This is a genomic window from Nocardioides sp. LHG3406-4, from assembly GCF_049897745.1.
GTDB lineage: Bacteria > Actinomycetota > Actinomycetes > Propionibacteriales > Nocardioidaceae > Nocardioides.
In genome coordinates this window covers 1,045,253-1,062,114 of the sequence record NZ_JAFCWV010000001.1, presented here as the reverse complement: position 1 = coordinate 1,062,114, position 16,862 = coordinate 1,045,253, and the positions used below count along the sequence as shown (strand labels likewise).

At 69.2% G+C, this 16,862-nt stretch carries 11 protein-coding genes and 1 pseudogene; 5 read left to right on the top strand and 7 right to left on the bottom strand.

Features of this window, described 5'->3' with window-relative positions; all coding sequences use genetic code 11:
- Window positions 1-16: 16 nt before the first annotated feature.
- Complete coding sequence (locus tag ACP7BP_RS05130) at window positions 17-1,171, bottom strand: acyl-CoA dehydrogenase family protein (RefSeq protein ID WP_426243107.1); 1,155 nt, start codon at window positions 1,169-1,171, stop codon at window positions 17-19.
- Window positions 1,172-1,239: 68 nt separating this feature from the next.
- Here ACP7BP_RS05130 and ACP7BP_RS05125 point away from each other — a divergent pair, with 68 nt between their 5' ends.
- The 4 genes from ACP7BP_RS05125 to map all read left to right on the top strand — a co-directional run bounded on the left by ACP7BP_RS05125 (window position 1,240) and on the right by map (window position 9,450).
- Window positions 1,240-2,145: a M15 family metallopeptidase gene (locus ACP7BP_RS05125; protein WP_426243105.1), complete on the top strand. Its 906-nt coding sequence runs from the start codon at window positions 1,240-1,242 to the stop codon at window positions 2,143-2,145.
- 55 nt (window positions 2,146-2,200) lie between these two features.
- Complete coding sequence (glgX, locus tag ACP7BP_RS05120; protein ID WP_426243103.1) at window positions 2,201-4,414, top strand: glycogen debranching protein GlgX; 2,214 nt, start codon at window positions 2,201-2,203, stop codon at window positions 4,412-4,414.
- Window positions 4,415-4,435: 21 nt separating this feature from the next.
- Window positions 4,436-8,533, top strand: a complete 4,098-nt coding sequence (gene treY / locus ACP7BP_RS05115) for a malto-oligosyltrehalose synthase (protein WP_426243101.1) — start codon at window positions 4,436-4,438, stop codon at window positions 8,531-8,533.
- Between the two features lie 146 nt (window positions 8,534-8,679).
- The gene (map, locus tag ACP7BP_RS05110) at window positions 8,680-9,450 is read left to right on the top strand and encodes a type I methionyl aminopeptidase (RefSeq protein WP_426243099.1); all 771 of its coding nucleotides are present in this window, start codon (window positions 8,680-8,682) and stop codon (window positions 9,448-9,450) included.
- On the opposite strand, the pseudogene ACP7BP_RS05105 reads toward map, so the two are convergent.
- The 4 genes and pseudogenes from ACP7BP_RS05105 to ACP7BP_RS05090 all read right to left on the bottom strand — a co-directional run bounded on the left by ACP7BP_RS05105 (window position 9,447) and on the right by ACP7BP_RS05090 (window position 13,190).
- Window positions 9,447-10,131, bottom strand: a pseudogene (locus ACP7BP_RS05105) (NAD-dependent deacylase). The gene map and the pseudogene ACP7BP_RS05105 overlap by 4 nt on opposite strands.
- 9 nt (window positions 10,132-10,140) lie before the next feature.
- A complete protein-coding gene (locus ACP7BP_RS05100; RefSeq protein WP_426243097.1) occupies window positions 10,141-10,755 on the bottom strand; it encodes a hypothetical protein in 615 nt (204 codons plus the stop codon).
- Window positions 10,756-10,848: 93 nt separating this feature from the next.
- Window positions 10,849-12,054, bottom strand: a complete 1,206-nt coding sequence (locus tag ACP7BP_RS05095) for an SGNH/GDSL hydrolase family protein (protein WP_426243095.1) — start codon at window positions 12,052-12,054, stop codon at window positions 10,849-10,851.
- Window positions 12,055-12,710: 656 nt separating this feature from the next.
- A complete protein-coding gene (locus ACP7BP_RS05090) occupies window positions 12,711-13,190 on the bottom strand; it encodes a VOC family protein (protein ID WP_426243093.1) in 480 nt (159 codons plus the stop codon).
- A 376-nt stretch (window positions 13,191-13,566) separates the two neighbouring features.
- Here ACP7BP_RS05090 and ACP7BP_RS05085 point away from each other — a divergent pair, with 376 nt between their 5' ends.
- Window positions 13,567-15,165, top strand: coding sequence for a tetratricopeptide repeat protein (locus ACP7BP_RS05085; protein ID WP_426243091.1), 1,599 nt, complete (start codon window positions 13,567-13,569; stop codon window positions 15,163-15,165).
- Here the strand turns inward: ACP7BP_RS05085 and ACP7BP_RS05080 are convergent.
- The gene (locus tag ACP7BP_RS05080; protein WP_426243088.1) at window positions 15,153-15,734 is read right to left on the bottom strand and encodes a metallophosphoesterase; all 582 of its coding nucleotides are present in this window, start codon (window positions 15,732-15,734) and stop codon (window positions 15,153-15,155) included. The genes ACP7BP_RS05085 and ACP7BP_RS05080 overlap by 13 nt on opposite strands.
- Complete coding sequence (locus tag ACP7BP_RS05075) at window positions 15,731-16,558, bottom strand: hypothetical protein (RefSeq protein WP_426243086.1); 828 nt, start codon at window positions 16,556-16,558, stop codon at window positions 15,731-15,733. Before ACP7BP_RS05075 ends, ACP7BP_RS05080 begins: the two co-directional genes overlap by 4 nt.
- Between the last annotated feature and the right edge of the window lie 304 nt (window positions 16,559-16,862).

The following is a 16,862-nucleotide window of genomic DNA, read 5'->3' as shown; positions in this document are numbered from 1 at the left end:
CTCAGTCAGCGGGACGTCACAGCCCGAGATCGCGCCCGATCAGCATCTTCATGATCTCGTTGGACCCGGCCCAGATCTTGGTGACCCGGGCGTCGCGCCAGGCCCGGGCGACCCGGTACTCGTTCATGTAGCCGTAGCCGCCGTACAGCTGCACGCAGTGGTCGAGCACGTCGTTCTGCACCTGGGAGGTCCACCACTTGGCCTTCGCGGCGTCGACCGCCGTCAGCCGGCCGCGGGTGTGCTTCATGACGCACTGGTCGACGTAGGCCTGGGTGACCTCGACCCGGGTGACGAGCTCGGCGATGAGGAACTGGTTGGCCTGGAACGACCCGATCGGCTGGCCGAAGGCCTTGCGGTCCTTGGCGTACTGGATCGTCTCCTCGAGGATCTGCGCGGCGTGGGCCAGGTTGGTGATCGCCGAGCCGAGGCGCTCCTGCGGCAGAAACCGCATCATCGAGATGAAGCCGGTGTCGAGCTCGCCGATGAGGTCGTCGTTGCTGACGCGGACGTCCTCGAAGGCGAGCTCGGCGGTGTCGGACTCGTCCTGGCCGACCTTGTCGAGCACCCGGCCGACCGAGAAGCCCGCCAGGCTGGTGTCAACGCCGAAGAGCGAGATGCCCTTGGCCTTCTTCTCGGGCGCGGTGCGGGCCGCGACCACGACCAGGTCGGCGCTGCCGCCGTTGGTGATGAAGGTCTTGGAGCCGTTGACGACCCAGTCGTCGCCGTTGCGGACGGCCGTCGTCTTGAGGTTGGCGAGGTCGGACCCCCCGCCGGGCTCGGTCATCGCGATGGCCGTCAGCAGCTCGCCGGTGCAGAACCTCGGCAGCCAGCGCCGTTTCTGCTCGTCGGTGGTGAGGTGCACGAGGTACGGCGCGACGATGTCGGCGTGGATGCCGACGCAGGAGGGCAGCGTCATGTTGACCTTGGCGAGCTCCTCGGTGAGCACCGCGTTGAAGCGGTAGTCGCCCGCCCCTTCTTCGAGCTGGCCGCCGTACTCCTCGGGCACCTCGAGGCCGAGGAAGCCCTGCTTGCCGGCCTCGATCCAGAACTCGCGCGGCAGCGCGTGGCTGTCGGCGTGGGACTCGAGGTTCGGGACGACCTGGCGGTCGAGGAACTCCTTGACGGAGGCTCGGAAGGCCTCGTGGTCGTCGTCGTAGATGTCGCGCTGCATGGCCCGATCCTACCGGCCAGTAGCCAAGCAGGCGATCGGCGTCCTGGGCCGGCTGTACGGTCGGGGGCGTGCGACGTGCGGTGCTCCTGATGCTGGTCGCCGGGCTGCTGGCCGGCTGCTCGGCTGCGCAGCCGACCCTTCGGCCCGAGGCCGCGACCACCCATCAGCAGGCCTCGACCCGCTCCCCGGGTGACGACCCGGCCCCGGCGGTGCCCCCGGAGCCCGAGCCGACCGACGGCACGGTCGACCGGCCGGCGACCGGCCTGGGCAGCGTGCCCCCGGCCTGGCTGGGCACCCGGCCGCTGCCGCGCACCAGCACCGGATTCGGCGAGGTGCGGCCGACGCCGCGGGTGCTCCGCAACCGGCGCTGGACCCTGCCCGACGTGGTGCCGATGCTCCCCGGACACGGCTTCGCGGCGCGGGTGGCCTCGCCCGCACCCCGGGAGGTGATCGAGCGGTCGACCTGGACGCGGGGCTGCCCGGTCGCGCGGAGCGACCTGGCCTGGCTGCGGCTGACGTTCTGGGGCTTCGACGACCGGCGGCACACCGGCGAGCTGCTGGTGAACCGCACGGTCGCCGCCGACCTCGTCAGCGTCTTCCACACGCTCTACCGCCAGCGCTTCCCCATGGAGCAGATGGCGATCGTCGCCTCGATCGACCCGGCCGCGCCGCCCACCGGGGACGGCAACGGCACCGGCGCGTTCGTGTGCCGGGCGGTCACCGGCGGGACGTCGTACTCGCAGCACGCCTACGGGCTGGCGATCGACGTCAACACGTTCCAGAACCCCTACGTCAAGGGGGACGTGGTGATCCCCGAGCTGGCGTCGGCCTACCTGCGCCGCGACCGGGTGCGGCCGGGGATGATCGTGCCCGCCGGACCGGTGATCCGGGCGTTCGCGAAGATCGGCTGGGAGTGGGGCGGCACCTGGCGCACCCTCAAGGACCTGCAGCACTTCAGCTTGAACGGACGATGACGGGGTACCGCGTCACGACGGATAGGCTTTGAACGATCCAATCCCGAGGAGACGCGTGCAGATCTGGCCCGGCAACCCCTACCCCCTGGGTGCCACGTTCGACGGCAGCGGCACCAACTTCGCGCTCTTCAGCGAGGTGGCCGAGCGCGTCGAGCTCTGCCTGTTCGACGCCGACGGCACCGAGACGCGGGTCGAGGTGAGGGAGATCGACGCCTACGTCTGGCACTGCTACCTGCCTACGGTGCAGCCCGGCCAGCGCTACGGCTACCGCGTGCACGGACCCTGGGACCCCAAGCGGGGCCTGCGCTGCAACCCGAACAAGCTGCTGCTCGACCCGTACGCCAAGGCCACCAGCGGCGAGATCGACTGGGACCAGTCGCTCTTCGGCTACGACTTCGGGGACCCCGACTCGCGCAACGACGACGACTCGGCCGCCCACATGATGAAGAGCGTCGTGATCACGCCCTTCTTCGACTGGGAGGGCGACCGCAGGCTGAACATCCCCTACAACGAGTCCTTCATCTACGAGGCCCACGTCAAGGGCCTGACCCAGCTGCACCCCGACATCCCCGAGGAGCAGCGCGGGACGTACGCCGGCCTCGCCCACCCGAGCGTGATCGAGCACCTCACCAAGCTCGGCGTGACGGCCATCGAGTTGATGCCCGTGCACCAGTTCGTCCAGGACAGCACCCTGCTCGACAAGGGCCTGCGGAACTACTGGGGCTACAACTCCCTCGGCTTCTTCGCGCCGCACACCGACTACGCCGCCAACGGCGACCACGGCCAGCAGGTGCAGGAGTTCAAGGCCATGGTCAAGGCCCTGCACGCCGAGGGCATCGAGGTGATCCTCGACGTGGTCTACAACCACACCGCCGAGGGCAACCACCTCGGCCCGACACTCAGCTTCAAGGGCATCGACAACCAGGCCTACTACCGCCTCGTCGAGGACGACGAGCAGTACTACATGGACTACACCGGCACCGGCAACACCCTCAACGTCCGGAACCCGCACTCGCTGCAGCTGATCATGGACTCGCTGCGCTACTGGGTCACCGAGATGCACGTCGACGGGTTCCGCTTCGACCTGGCGTCCGCACTCGCCCGTGAGTTCTACGACGTCGACCGGCTCGCCACCTTCTTCGAGCTCGTGCAGCAGGACCCGGTCGTCAGCCAGGTCAAGCTGATCGCCGAGCCCTGGGACGTCGGTCCCGGTGGCTACCAGGTCGGCAACTTCCCGCCCCAGTGGACCGAGTGGAACGGCGCCTACCGCGACACCGTCCGCGACTTCTGGCGCGGCGAGCCCTCGCTTGGCGAGTTCGCGTCGCGGCTGTCGGGCTCGGCGGACCTCTACGAGCACTCCGGCCGGCGGCCCTTCGCCAGCATCAACTTCGTCACCGCCCACGACGGCTTCACCCTGCGCGACCTCGTGTCCTACAACGAGAAGCACAACGAGGCCAACGGCGAGGACAACAACGACGGCGAGAGCCACAACCGCTCCTGGAACCACGGTGTCGAGGGGCCGACCGACGACCCGGAGGTCCTGGAGGCCCGCGCTCGCGAGCAGCGCAACTTCCTCGCCACGCTGCTGCTCAGCCAGGGCGTGCCGATGCTGCTGCACGGCGACGAGATGAGCCGGACCCAGGGCGGCAACAACAACACCTATGCCCAGGACTCCGAGGCCAGCTGGGTCCACTGGGACCGTGCCGACAGGCCCCTCATCGAGTTCACCGCCGCCGTCGCCAAGCTGCGCGCCAGCCACCCGACCTTCCACCGCAAGCGCTTCTTCACCGGCCGCACGGTGCGCACCGGCGACGGTGAGCGCCTCAACGACATCGTGTGGCTCGCCCTGGGCGGCCAGCCCATGGAGGACGGCGACTGGGACAACGGGTCCAAGGCGATCGGGATGTACCTCAACGGTGACGGCATCGCCGGCAAGGACGCCCGGGGCGAGACCATCACCGACGACCACTTCCTGCTGTACTTCAACGCCGACGGCCCGGCGGAGGTGACCCTGCCGACCGACGAGTACGCCGCGGCCTGGGACGTCGTCATCGACACCGGCGGGTCCGCCGACACGGCCCAGCCGTACGCCGCCGGGTCGACCCTGCACCTGGCGACCCACAGCACGGTCGTCCTCCGCGAGCACGCCGAGCCGGAGCTGGAGCCCGACCACTCGGTCGTCGCCTCGCTCGCCTCGCTCGCCGACGCCGGCGCCGTGGACACGACCCCGGCGGCTGACCACCGGCATCGGCACGACGACCAGGGCTGAGCCCACGAACCGAGGGGGATCATGCGCACGCCCGTCAGCACCTACCGCCTCCAGGTCACCGAGGAGTTCGACCTCTTCGCCGTGGCCCGGCTGCTTCCCTACCTCCACGACCTGGGGGTCGACTGGGTCTACCTCTCGCCGCTGCTCGCGGCGGAGGTCGGCTCCCAGCACGGCTACGACGTGGCGGACCACGACCACATCGACCCCGCCCGCGGCGGAGCGCCCGGCCTCGCCGCCGTGTCGGCCGAGGCGCACCGCCTCGGCATGGGCGTGCTCGTCGACATCGTGCCCAACCACGTGGGCGTGGCCGACCCCGCCGGCAACAGGTGGTGGTGGCACGTGCTCACGCACGGCCAGGACTCGGCGTACGCCGGAGCCTTCGACATCGACTGGGCGGCAGGCGGCGGCCGGCTCAGGATCCCCGTCGTCGGCGACGACGACCTGTTGGAGCACGGCGGCATCGGCAACCTCCGGGTTGAGGCGGGGCAGCTGCGCTACCACGACCACGCCTTCCCGCTGGGTCCCGGCAGCGCTGAGGGGCACGGGCTGGACGCCGACACCGTCCACGGGCGCCAGCACTACGAGCTGGTGTCGTGGCGGCTGGCCGACACCGGGCTCAACTACCGCCGCTTCTTCGCGGTCAACACGCTGGCGGCCGTCAGGGTGGAGGAGCCCGAGTGGTTCCACCGCTCGCACGGGCTGATCCGCGAGTGGTTCGAGGAGGGTCAGGTCGACGGGCTGCGGGTCGACCACCCCGACGGCCTCCGCGACCCGGCCGGCTACCTCGACGACCTCGCCCAGCTGACCGACCACGCCTACGTGCTGGTCGAGAAGATCCTCGAGCCCGGTGAGGAGCTGCCGAGCGACTGGGCGACGGCAGGTACGACGGGCTACGACGTGCTGGGCCTCCTCGACCGGGTGCTCACCGACCCCGCCGGCGCGCAGCCGCTGGGCGCGCTCGACGACCGCCTCCGCGGCGGGAGCATCGACTGGCACCGGATGGTGCACGACAACAAGCGGGCAGTGGCCGACGGCATCCTGCGCTCGGAGGTGCTGCGCATCGGGCGCGAGCTGCGCGTGGCGATCCCGGACGCCCCCGCCGACACCGAGGACGCGGTCGCCGAGCTGATCGCCTGCTTCCCGGTCTACCGCTCCTACCTCCCCGGCGGACGCGATCACCTCGACGAGGCGTTCGCCCTGGCGCGAAAGCACCGCCCCGACCTGGGTCCGACCCTCGACGTACTCCTGCCCGTCCTCTCCGACCCCAGCCAGCCGCCGGCCCTGCGCTTCCAGCAGACCAGCGGGATGGTGATGGCCAAGGGGGTCGAGGACTGCTCGTTCTACCGCTGGTCTCGGCTGACCTCGCTCAACGAGGTCGGTGGCGACCCGTCGGTCTTCTCTGTGGCGCTCGACGACTTCCACGCGGCCATGGCGGATCGCCAGCGAGACTGGCCGCACGCGATGACCGCCTCGTCCACTCACGACACCAAGCGCGGGGAGGACGTCCGCGCCCGCATCACCGCCCTCGCCGAGGTGCCCGAGGTGTGGGAGTCGGCCCTGGACCGGCTGCTGGCGCTGGCCCCGCTGCCCGACTCCGGGTTCGGCAACCTGCTGTGGCAGGCGGTCGTCGGGGCCTGGTGCGACGACGCCGACCTCCGTGACCGCCTGCACGGGTACGCCGAGAAGGCGATGCGGGAGGCCGGCGACCGCACCACCTGGACCGCACCCGACGAGGCCTACGAGGCGGAGGTGCACGCCGCCGTCGACGCCGCCTTCGTCGACCCTCGGGTGGCCGCGGTGCTCGGTGAGGTGCTCGACGCCGTCGCCGACGCGGGCTGGAGCAACGCCCTGGCCGCCAAGCTGCTCGCGCTCACCGTGCCAGGCGTCCCCGACGTCTACCAGGGCAGCGAGCTGTGGGAGCAGAGCCTGGTCGACCCCGACAACCGCCGACCTGTCGACTTCGATGCCCGCGTTGCGCTGCTCGAGTCCCTGAAGGCAGGAGAGGGCCCGAGCCTGACGGGCGGCGTCGACGACCCGGGCGCGGCCAAGCTCGCGGTCGTCCGGGCCGGCCTGCAGGCTCGACGTGAGCACTCCGACCTGTTCACCGGCTACGCACCCGTCGAGGTCACCGGTGCCGCCGCGGAGCACGCGCTGGCGTTCGACCGCGGGGGAGCCGTCACCGTGGTGACCCGGCTGCCGCTGGGTCTCGCCGCCGGCGGCGGATGGCGGGACACCGCCCTCATCCTGCCTGCCGGCGAGTGGGTCGAGCAGCTCTCCGGACGCGCGCTGTCGGGCTCGGTCCTGCTCGCCGAGCTGCTCGCCGGCCACCCCGTCGCCCTGCTCCTGCGCACCCACGTGCCGGTAGCCGAGCCGCCGCGCGGCCGCTTCGACGTCTGGGCCCCCCGGCCTCAGCGGGTCGAGCTCCAGGTGGGCGACCGCCAGGTCCCGATGACCCGTGGCGACGACGGCTGGTGGACCCCGGCCGAGGCGGTGCCCGAGGGAGAGGTCGACTACGGGTACGTCGTCGACGACGGTGACCGGGCCCTGCCCGACCCTCGCTCGCGTCGCCAGCCGCACGGCGTACACGAGCTGTCGCGGACGTTCGACGGCTCCGCCCATGAGTGGCAGGACGGCTCGTGGACCGGGCGCCAGCTCGCCGGGTCGGTGATCTACGAGCTGCACATCGGCACCTTCACGCCCGAGGGCACCCTCGATGCTGCGCTGGGCCGGCTCGACCACCTGCGCTCTCTCGGCGTCGACTTCGTGGAGCTGCTGCCGGTCAACGCGGTCAACGGCACGCACAACTGGGGCTACGACGGGGTGCTGTGGTCCGCGGTCTCCGAGGAGTACGGCGGCCCCGCGGCGTACCAGCGCTTCGTCGACGGCTGCCATGCCGCCGGCCTCGGCGTGATCCAGGACGTCGTCTACAACCACCTCGGTCCGTCGGGCAACTACCTGCCGGTCTTCGGCCCCTACCTCAAGTCCGGCGCCAACACGTGGGGTGACCTGGTCAACCTCGACGGCGAGGGCAGCCAGGAGGTGCGCCGCTACATCCTCGACAACGTCCGGATGTGGCTGTCGGACCACCATGTCGACGGGCTCCGGCTCGACGCCGTGCACGCGCTCTCCGACGACTCCGAGGCGCACCTGCTGGAGGAGATGGCGATCGAGGTCGCCGCGCTGTCGGCCCACCAGCGGCGCCCGCTCACGCTCATCGCCGAGTCCGATCTCAACGACACCCGGATGGTCACGCCCCGCGAGGGCGGGGGCTACGGCCTCGACGCCCAGTGGAGCGACGACTTCCACCACGCCGTGCACGTCGCGCTCACCGGCGAGACCGAGGGCTACTACGCCGACTTCGAGCCCCTCTCGGCGCTCGGCAAGGTGCTCACCCGCGGGTTCTTCCACGACGGCACCTTCAGCTCCTTCCGCAACCGCCCGCACGGGCGGCCCGTCGACGTCGAGCACATGCCGGGCTGGCGGCTCGTGGTCGGCAACCAGAACCACGACCAGATCGGCAACCGTGCCCGTGGCGACCGGCTCTCCGAGTCGCTCGACGACGACCAGCTCGTGTGCGCTGGGCTGCTGACGCTGACCTCGCCGTTCACGCCGATGCTCTTCCAGGGGGAGGAGTGGGCCGCCTCGACGCCCTTCCAGTTCTTCACCTCGCACCCCGAGCCGGACCTGGGCCGGGCGACGGCCGAGGGCCGGTTGGCGGAGTTCGAGCGGATGGGCTGGGACCCGGCGGTCGTGCCCGACCCGCAGGACCCCGAGACCTTCCGTCGTTCGAAGCTCGACTGGTCGCAGATCGAGGGCGGCCGGCACGCGGTGGTGCTCGAGGGCTACCGCCGGCTGGGGGCGCTGCGCCGCGAGCTGCCGGAGCTCACCGACCCCGATCTCGGCGCCGTCGAGTGCGACGTCGACGAGGAGCGCCGGGTGCTGGTCATGCGCCGGGGAGCGGTCGTCGTCGTGGTCAACTTCTCCGACACGAAGGCGACCGTCCGGCTGCCCTCGCGGCTCGAGGTCGTGTTCGCCACGCCCTCGGGGGCGACCGTCGACGGAGCCGCGGTGGCACTGCCGCCCCATGCTGGTGCACTGCTGCGTCCGGCGAGCGGATAGCCCGACTGGCGCTGCGAGATCCCGGCCTCCCCCCAGCGGTGGCTGAGCCACCGTCTGCAGGGGTGAGAAGGTGGCTCTTTCACCGCTGCTCGCGGGTGTTGGGCGGGCGAGGCTACGAGACGTCGAGGCGTCATACCGGAGGCGACATGATCGAGCTGCTGAACGGGCGACAGGTGGACGAGGCGCGAAGCGCCGGCCGCTTCGTGGCCGAGGTGCTGACCGCGCTGCAGGAACGCGTTCAGACCGGCACCAACCTGCTCGAGATCGACGCCTGGGCGGCGGAGATGATCGCCGACGCCGGCGCGACGTCGTGCTACCTGGACTACGCGCCGTCCTTCGGGCGCGGGCCCTTCGGTCACGTGATCTGCACATCGGTCAACGACGCGGTGCTCCACGGGCTGCCGCACGACTACCGGCTGCGGCGCGGCGACCTGCTGAGCCTCGACTTCGCCGTCTCCGTCGACGGCTGGGTCGCCGACTCGGCCGTCAGCTTCACCGTCGGAGGAGTCGCCCGACCGGAGGACCAGCACCTCATCGACACGACGCGGGCCGCGCTGGACGCCGGGATCGCGGCGGCCCGGCCGGGCGCCAAGGTCGGCGACATCTCGCACGCCGTCGGCACCGTCCTCACCGGCGCCGGCTACGCCGTCAACCTGGAGTTTGGCGGCCACGGCGTGGGCCGGACCATGCACCAGGACCCGCACATCGCCAACGACGGCCGGCCCGGCCGAGGCTTCGTCCTCCGTCCCGGGATGCTCCTCGCCATCGAGCCCTGGGTGATGGCCGACACCAACGAGCTCGTCGTCGACGCCGACGGCTGGACGCTGCGCAGCGCCACCGGAGGTCGTACGGCGCACAGTGAGCACACCGTCGCCGTCACCAGCGACGGCCCGGTCGTCCTGACCGCTCGCACCTAGAGCAGCTCGTCCACCCAGGCCGGCACCAGCTGGGTCGCCGGACCGTGGCGTGAGCGCCGGAAGTCGCCTGCTCCGTCACTCGGCACCAGGTTGAGCTCCAGGGTGTCGGCGCACGACGCGACGGCGTACTGCACGAAGGCGGCGGCCGGGTAGACCGCGCCCGAGGTGCCGATGGACACGAAGAGGTCGCACTCCCACAGCGCCTCGTGGATGTCGTCCATGCCGTAGGGGACCTCGCCGAACCACACGACGTCGGGGCGCAGGGTGTGCCGGCCGCAGCCGGGACAGGCGGGGGAAGTCACGCAGGTCACCGGACCAGTCGTGGCGCGCGTCGCAGGCCAGGCACCAGGCGGCCCGCAGCCGGCCGTGCATGTGGTGCACGCGGCGCGACCCGGCCCGCTCGTGCAGGTCGTCGACGTTCTGCGTGACGAGGAGGAGGTCGTCACCGAGGCGTTCCTCGAGGCGTGCCAGCGCCACGTGCGCGGCGTTGGGTCGGACCCGGCCGAGCGCCGCCCGGCGCTCGTCGTAGAACCGCTGCACGAGGTCGGGATCAGCCGCGAACGCCTCCGGGGTCGCCACCTGCATCGGGTCGTGGCCCTCCCAGAGCCCGTCCGCGTCACGAAACGTCGGCAGCCCGCTCTCGGCGGAGATGCCGGCGCCGGTGAGGACGACGACCTTCATGGCAGCGCCTCAGTCGGCCCGCGGCCCGCGCCGCCCGCCGTACGACGCGACCAGGGCGTCCACCACCGCGGCAGCGTCGGCCTCGGCCAGGTCGGCGGGGTACTCCGGCAGCAGGTCGTCCCAGACGACCAGCCACGACCCGAACAGCTGCGCCTGCCCCTCCGGCCGCGCGAAGAGCCACACGTGCAAGTGCGCGCTGCCGTCGCCGATCCGGAAGACGTGACAACGGCTGATGTGCGGCAGCGCCTCGACGTGCCGGGTGAGGTGAGTGGTCAGCACGCCGAGCTCGGCCGCCAGGTCGTCGTCGAGGTCGCCCATGTCGTGGTGCTCGCGGGGGTGCAGCATCAGCGCAAGCGGTACGCCGACCCCGCCCACCCGCGTCAGCCGCCAGTGGTCGTCGAGCCAGATGCCCTCGTCGCGGCGCTCGCAGGAGCGGCAGTCGGCCGGGTCCTCCCCGTGCCGGGGCGGGTCGGGCACGACCGGCGGGCGCAGCCGGGAGACCCGCAACCCCTCGGCCTCGAAGGGGCTGATGTCCCACTCGGTCATCCGCGAGAGCGGCAGCCGCTGCTCCTCGTCGGCGGCCGCGAGGGCGTGGGCGTAGAACTCCTCCGGAGACAAGGGCATGCCTGAGGTTAGCGGCGCGGCGGCGGTGACCCGAGTTCGACCGCCGTACGGGACTGGCCGGCGTGTCCATCCCGCGGGCCATACGTCTGCGCGCTATCGGCGCTTGCACACGAGGTCGCTGAGGTTCACCGCGTCTCCCATGGCCTGGTGGCCGGCGTCGCTGGGGTGCAGGTGGTCTGCGCTGTCATAGCGCGGGAGGTATCGACTGGGGTGGGCTGGGTCGCGCACGGCGCGGTCGAAGTCGATGACAGCGTCGAACTCGCCGCTCGTGCGAATGAACGAGTTGACTGCCTGGCGCACCGCCTCGCGCGGCTCGGTGAACCGGTCCGATCCCTCGAACGGGGTGAGCGTGCCGCCGGCGATGCACTTTCCTCGGGCGTGGGCACGCGCGATCAGTTGCCCGTAGCCCGCGATGAGCGCATCGGCCGACGTGCCCTGGCCGTCGGGGCCGCCCAGGTTGATGTCGTTGATGCCCTCGAGCAGGATCACGGTCTCCAGCCCGGGCTGGGAGAGCACGTCGCGATCGAAGCGAGTCTGGGCGCTCACGCCCTTCCGCTCGCCCGTCACCATGTTGCCGGCTATGCCCTCGTTGAGCACACCCATCTGTTGCGCCGCGGGGCGCTGCAGCAGTCGACGCGCCAGGACGTCGGTCCAGCGGTTGTTCGCGTTCGTGGTGGAGTCGGTGCCGTCCGTGATCGAGTCGCCCAGCGCAGCCACGGCGTCCACGGTGTGCGGCGCCGTCACGACCACGCCGTCGAGCCAGTACCAGCTCGTCATCGTCGTCGTGAACGCGGCGGCGCTCTCCTCGGCGGCGTGATCGCCCGTCGACGACACGTACGACGTCTGGTGTGCGGCGTTGTGCCCGGTCACCGTCCCGCCGGCACCCTGGAGGTGGAGGCTGACGGCAAGGTTCGTCTGCGCGGGGAAGGTGCCCGGCAGCGGATCGCTGAGCACCTGGGCGCCGACCGGGATCGTGACCGACGGGCTGCCACCGAACGTGACCTGGCGGTTGGACCCGGCCACCAGCGCGGCGCCCGAGGCCTGCACGCCGACGTACGCATGGCCGAACGTCACCGGGGCGCTGCCGAAGGCGTTCGACAACCTGATCCGCAGACCGCTCCCGCCGATGCTCGTGTGCACGACATCGCGCACCGTCTGCGTGTCGAGCGCTGCGATCGTGCGGTCCGCGCTGGCCCCCCACGTGCCGACCTCATGCACCGACGCCCCGGGCGCCGCGCTCCCTGCGCCGCCGACACCGAAGAGCATGGTGCCCACCGCGAGCGTCAGGCTCGCGCCCACCGTGACCAACCTGCGTCGAGTTGTATGCCTCAGTTCCTGCACCATTGCGCCTCTCCAGTCCACTCGTGAGCGCAGAGGGCAGGTTGCCGGCCGCGCATCGTCACCTCGTCGCCCCCGACGGCGCGACGGTAGCGAGCACGTGACGGCGGTCACCAGACGCCGGCCGCTCGGAATCGGCCAGCGGTCGACTAGGCACGTCCAACGGCAGGCGCGTCCCATCGAGTCGAGGCTCGGAGGGGCATGGTCGCGACTACCGCAGGGTCGGACGCAGCGCTCCTCCGCGGTCCGGACGCCAGGGACACCGAACGCACGGAGAGGCATGCTGCGTGAGACCCGCTTTGAGCGTCCTCCGGGAGGGCTGGGGCAAATCGGACATCGAGGCTCTCAGCTACCTCTTCATCAACTCGACGCTTGCGTACCTGGACGTCGCTCCTCATCTCATAGGGAACCGTCGCGCTCCAACCTCTAGGCAACGCTCAGCACCTTGAGGGTGCGTCAATACGGTCAGCTGCCCACGTGGAGCCGGCCTCAGCTCGGACGACGTCAGTCATAGTGCGCGTATGCGCCGGCGCCCATAGGCGGCGGTATGACTCACCTGTCGGCGACGCCCGTCGCGGCTATGAGTGAGGAAGCGCTAGCTGCGGTCGTGCTGCCATTCAGGGACTCGTCGTCGTTGTGGCCCCGACGCCGCCGCCATCGGTCGACGATGCCGCCGACGTTCCACCCCAGTCCTCGGGGGCCAGATCGGCGATGGCCTGCGTGAACGTCCAGCGGTGGCCCGCAAAATCCGCCACCGAGTACTGACGCTCCCCGTATGGGTAGTCCGTCGGCGGATTGAGAATGGCTGCCCCGTGCTGCTGCGCGCGCTCGTGATGGGCGTCTACGTCGTCTACCTTCACCATGACTGCGTGGCTGTGAGGTCCTTCGCGCGGCGGCGCTGTCCGTCCGTATCGGGGATCGGCGTCCGCCAGGATGACCACCCCTTTGCCGAGCGGGAGTCGGGCGCGATGCCCACCCGCACGCCATATCTCGATGAAGCCGAAGGTCGCACAGAGCCACTCGATAGCTCTTTCCACGTCGGCGTACACCAGTTCTGGCACAACGCTCGACGAGCCGGTCGTGCGATTGATGACCATGACGCCCCTCCTGACGAACGGCGATTCTGATGCACGCTAACCCGTCACCCGTCCCACCAACAGTTACTCCGGCTGGGTCGGCCGGGACGCCAAGTGGCTTCACCGGTCCGGTCGCTTTGGCCAGGCAGACGCGGCGAAAACACCCAACTGAGCGTGGACGACACCCCGAGCGAGCGGGCCAAACGGGAGGCCGTCGGTCCAGGTGCGGTCAGCCCTGAGACTTTGATGCCCCGTCACGCATCTCTTCCCGCGCCTAGGATGCTAGGAGGAAACAGCCTACGAGAAGTGCGCGACTTCGAGCACCGAGATGGGGCGCCTCCCGTGCCGATCGCTGTGCGAGCACCGCCTGGAGCGATGATCCGGCTAGCATGCGGCCATGCCGCTGGAGGTCTCCTGTCGTTTGCTCTTCTTGGCGTCGCCCGGCGGCCTAACTGCTGAGCGGGAACGTTGTCGCGAAGTCGTACGCGAGTACAACGAGAGCCGCACGGTGCTGGATCGAGTGACGTTTCACGTCCACGCCTGGGAGGACGTGCCAGGCGGTGTCGGAAGGCCGCAGGACCTCATCAACCCGAACCTGGACGAGTGCGACTTTGTCCTTCTGCTGTTCGGTGAATGGTGGGGCACCCCCCCTGCGCATGAGGGGGAGTACAGCTCCGGCACCGAAGAAGAATTCTTCCGGGCGCTCGAGCACCTTGCTGATCCGGATCGGCCGATGCGCGACATCCTGGTGCTGTTCAAGACCGTGTCGTCCGAGAGGTTGCGAGATCCCGGCGAAAGCCTGAAGAAGGTTCTGCACTTCCGTGCCCGGCTTGAGGCGTCGAAGAGCTTGATGTACGAGAGCTTCGACTCGCTCGAGAGTCTGTCGCTGGTCGTTGCACGGAAGCTCCGGGAGTGGGCTGAGCCGCTCGAGCCGAAGGAGGCGCGAGTGGTCGAGATCCCCGAGGTCGAGGTGGAGGCGTCGGGGAACCGACAGTCGGGGAAAGAGGAGCTGCTTGCCGCGGCCAGGGCGCACGCTGCTTCCGGGATGCTGGTACAGGCAGAGGCTGCGTTTGCTCGCGCGACGGAAGATGGCGCGGCGGAGGCTTTGCTTGAGTTCGCCCAGTTCATGCGACGCACAGGCAGACTGGAGCGGGCTCGAGAACTGAACGCCCAGGTGATTGACAACCTCGCCGGGGAGCCGAACAGCGGGCCGACGGCCGCGGCGCGCGTGAGCGCACTCGCGAACATCGGTGTTATCCAGCGGAAGCAAGGTCTGCTCAGCCAATCAACCCTGTCCCTTCGGGAAGCCGTACGTACGGCTGAGATCTCACCCGAACCGGTACACGCCGAGCACTGCTACGCGTTGGACAACTACGGGTTCACCCTCCTGAGGACTGGCGATACCGAGCGCGCGCTGCAGCAGTTCACGTTGGCTGACTCGCTGCGAAAGGAGTTCGGCACATCGGATGAGCGAGGTCAATCCGCGATCAACCTCGGGCGGCGTCATCTCTCCCTCGAACAGTTCGCCGAGGCTCGCGACTACTTCGAGTCGGCGCTGCAAACACTTGACGGAAGCGAAGACCGGCACCTGCTTGCGAATGCCTACGCTGGGCTAGCGGAAGCGTTCATCCGGCTAGAGCGGGAGGACGAAGCAGAGGAGAACCTCCGCGAGGCTCTAGCTCTTAATGACCTCCTCATGAATCTCGATGGGCTGAGCATCGCTCATGGACTGTTTGCACGGCTGCGATTGAAGCAGGCCCGAATCGAGGAGGCCGAGGTGCACATTTCGCAGGCAGTTGATCTGGTTTCGAGAACCGGCAACCCTCAGGGTCGGTGCGTCACTCTTTGGCTCCGAGCGGAGCTGGCTCGTGCCAAGAGCGAGCCCAAGATGGCCGCAGCGCTACTGGCTGAGGCTCAAGAGGTGTGTGCGGAGTACCCCGACCCAGTGCTTGAGTCCGACATCGCGCGCACGAAAAGCGCCCTTCAGAACGCCTGAACCCAATCGCGACTTGGCCAGAAGAATGCAGTAAGCCTGCCGTCCGCGAGCGTCCCGCAACCGGTGTCAATGAGCGCGTAGGTCTCAGTCACTGTGGGGAGCAGGCCTGCCTGAGGTTGATGACCAAAGACGCCGAATTTCTGCATCATCCCTGTCCACGCCTTAGCGTCGTGAGCGGCAAAGAAGTCGGCACCTTCAGCCGAGTGCGCAAGGCGCCGAAGGAAGTCCACATGCGCACCCGGCACCCGGTCCGCAATCGACTTCTCTGGTTCGGCGGCTCCGTAGGATCGCAGGGTCGCGGCGCCGCCCATCCGCAGAAAGGCATCAAGGCGGCCTTCATCGATGGCCCGCAGGAACGCGAGGTCGTGATTCCCAAGCAAGAAGTCGCACCGTGCACCGGACTTCTCGAACTCCAAAAGGTAGTCGATCACCTGCTTTGACTGCGGGCCCCTGTTCACGTAGTCGCCGAGGAACACGAAACGACTGGTCCGACTCGCCACCTCTTCAAGCAGCCTCTCGAGCGGTACTAGCTCGCCGTGAATGTCACCGACAAATGCAACCGTCGTCAAAGGACCACCTTCGGAAGCTCGTCATAGGGAAGCTCCTCATCATCGACGGCTAAGCAGAGGGTCGCAAAGTTCGAGAGCTCTCGATTCGTGTCCCAACTACCCTCGATGAGTCCGTGTAGCGTTCTAAAGGGGTTGGCCTGCAAGGGGCCGACGACGGCCGCCAGCCGGCTCCCTAGGTCGTTCAGCACTTCTAGACTCGCGACCGGTCGTATGCCCTCATGCGATGAGAGAAGCATTGCCAGTTCAGGTTCCTCTCGTCTCTGCGCAATCTCGCGCACCGAGTAGCACGGTTGGCCCGCATCGAGCGCCTCGGCGTAGAGGGCAGACCTAAGCAGATATCGAGCGACCTTTGTGAGGCCCTCGATGTACTTCAGTTCGTCAGTCTCGCTAACGTCTAATACGGGAGAGAGGTCCCGGATTCGCGTCGCAACGCTCCCAGCGGTCGGCGGCCTAATCTCTGACAGCACGGAGCTAAGCACGCCATCGCGGTCCAATAGGATGACGCCATCGCGAGCTAGGTGGTGCCCAAACAATGTGCCCGTTGCGGCTCGAAGCTCGTCTGCTGAATAGCTAGAGAAGCTGACCCGGCCCTCCGACGCCGGAACAAGGCCGCGATAGCCGACCGCCAGGACGTCTAGGTCTGAATAGTCGTTGGCGTCCCCACGAGCCCAGCTGCCATACAACAAGAGACCTTCCATCGACCCGGCGAGCTTGGTGCGGAGTTCAACCTGCAGCGCCGCGGGGATGCCTAGCTCGTCGAGCCGTTCTTGGATCGACGGCCAGTCGCGGTTGGCGCTCGGGAAGCGGAACTCCGTTCGGGGCACGGGTCAAGTGTCGCAGGCACGTGCCAGAGACTGCATCCACCGGGGCCGCTGGATGCGGATCGCGCCTTCGTAGAGGAATAGATGGCTTACCGGTTGCGGATCGCCACTACATGGTCAAGCCCTAGGTGAGGTAGTCCCCCGACCCGCCAGGCCTTGGAGCGCTGGGCGGCGAGGACGGCCGCGGCGCCGATGGAGGCAGCCAGAAGACTGGCAACAGCCGTCAGGACTTGGTTCGGATCCACGGCGTCAACGTAGTCAGGACCACCGACACCACACGTACTGGTCTATGGCTGTCGGTGGCCGC

What these genes read in the sequence shown, in the direction of transcription:
- treY (WP_426243101.1), top strand. Translation starts at nt 4,436, where the DNA reads ATGCGCACGCCCGTCAGCACCTACCGCCTCCAGGTCACCGAGGAGTTC.
- ACP7BP_RS05130 (WP_426243107.1), bottom strand. Translation starts at nt 1,171, where the DNA reads ATGCAGCGCGACATCTACGACGACGACCACGAGGCCTTCCGAGCCTCC.
- ACP7BP_RS05090 (WP_426243093.1), bottom strand. Translation starts at nt 13,190, where the DNA reads ATGGTCATCAATCGCACGACCGGCTCGTCGAGCGTTGTGCCAGAACTG.
- ACP7BP_RS05085 (WP_426243091.1), top strand. Translation starts at nt 13,567, where the DNA reads ATGCCGCTGGAGGTCTCCTGTCGTTTGCTCTTCTTGGCGTCGCCCGGC.
- ACP7BP_RS05100 (WP_426243097.1), bottom strand. Translation starts at nt 10,755, where the DNA reads ATGCCCTTGTCTCCGGAGGAGTTCTACGCCCACGCCCTCGCGGCCGCC.
- map (WP_426243099.1), top strand. Translation starts at nt 8,680, where the DNA reads ATGATCGAGCTGCTGAACGGGCGACAGGTGGACGAGGCGCGAAGCGCC.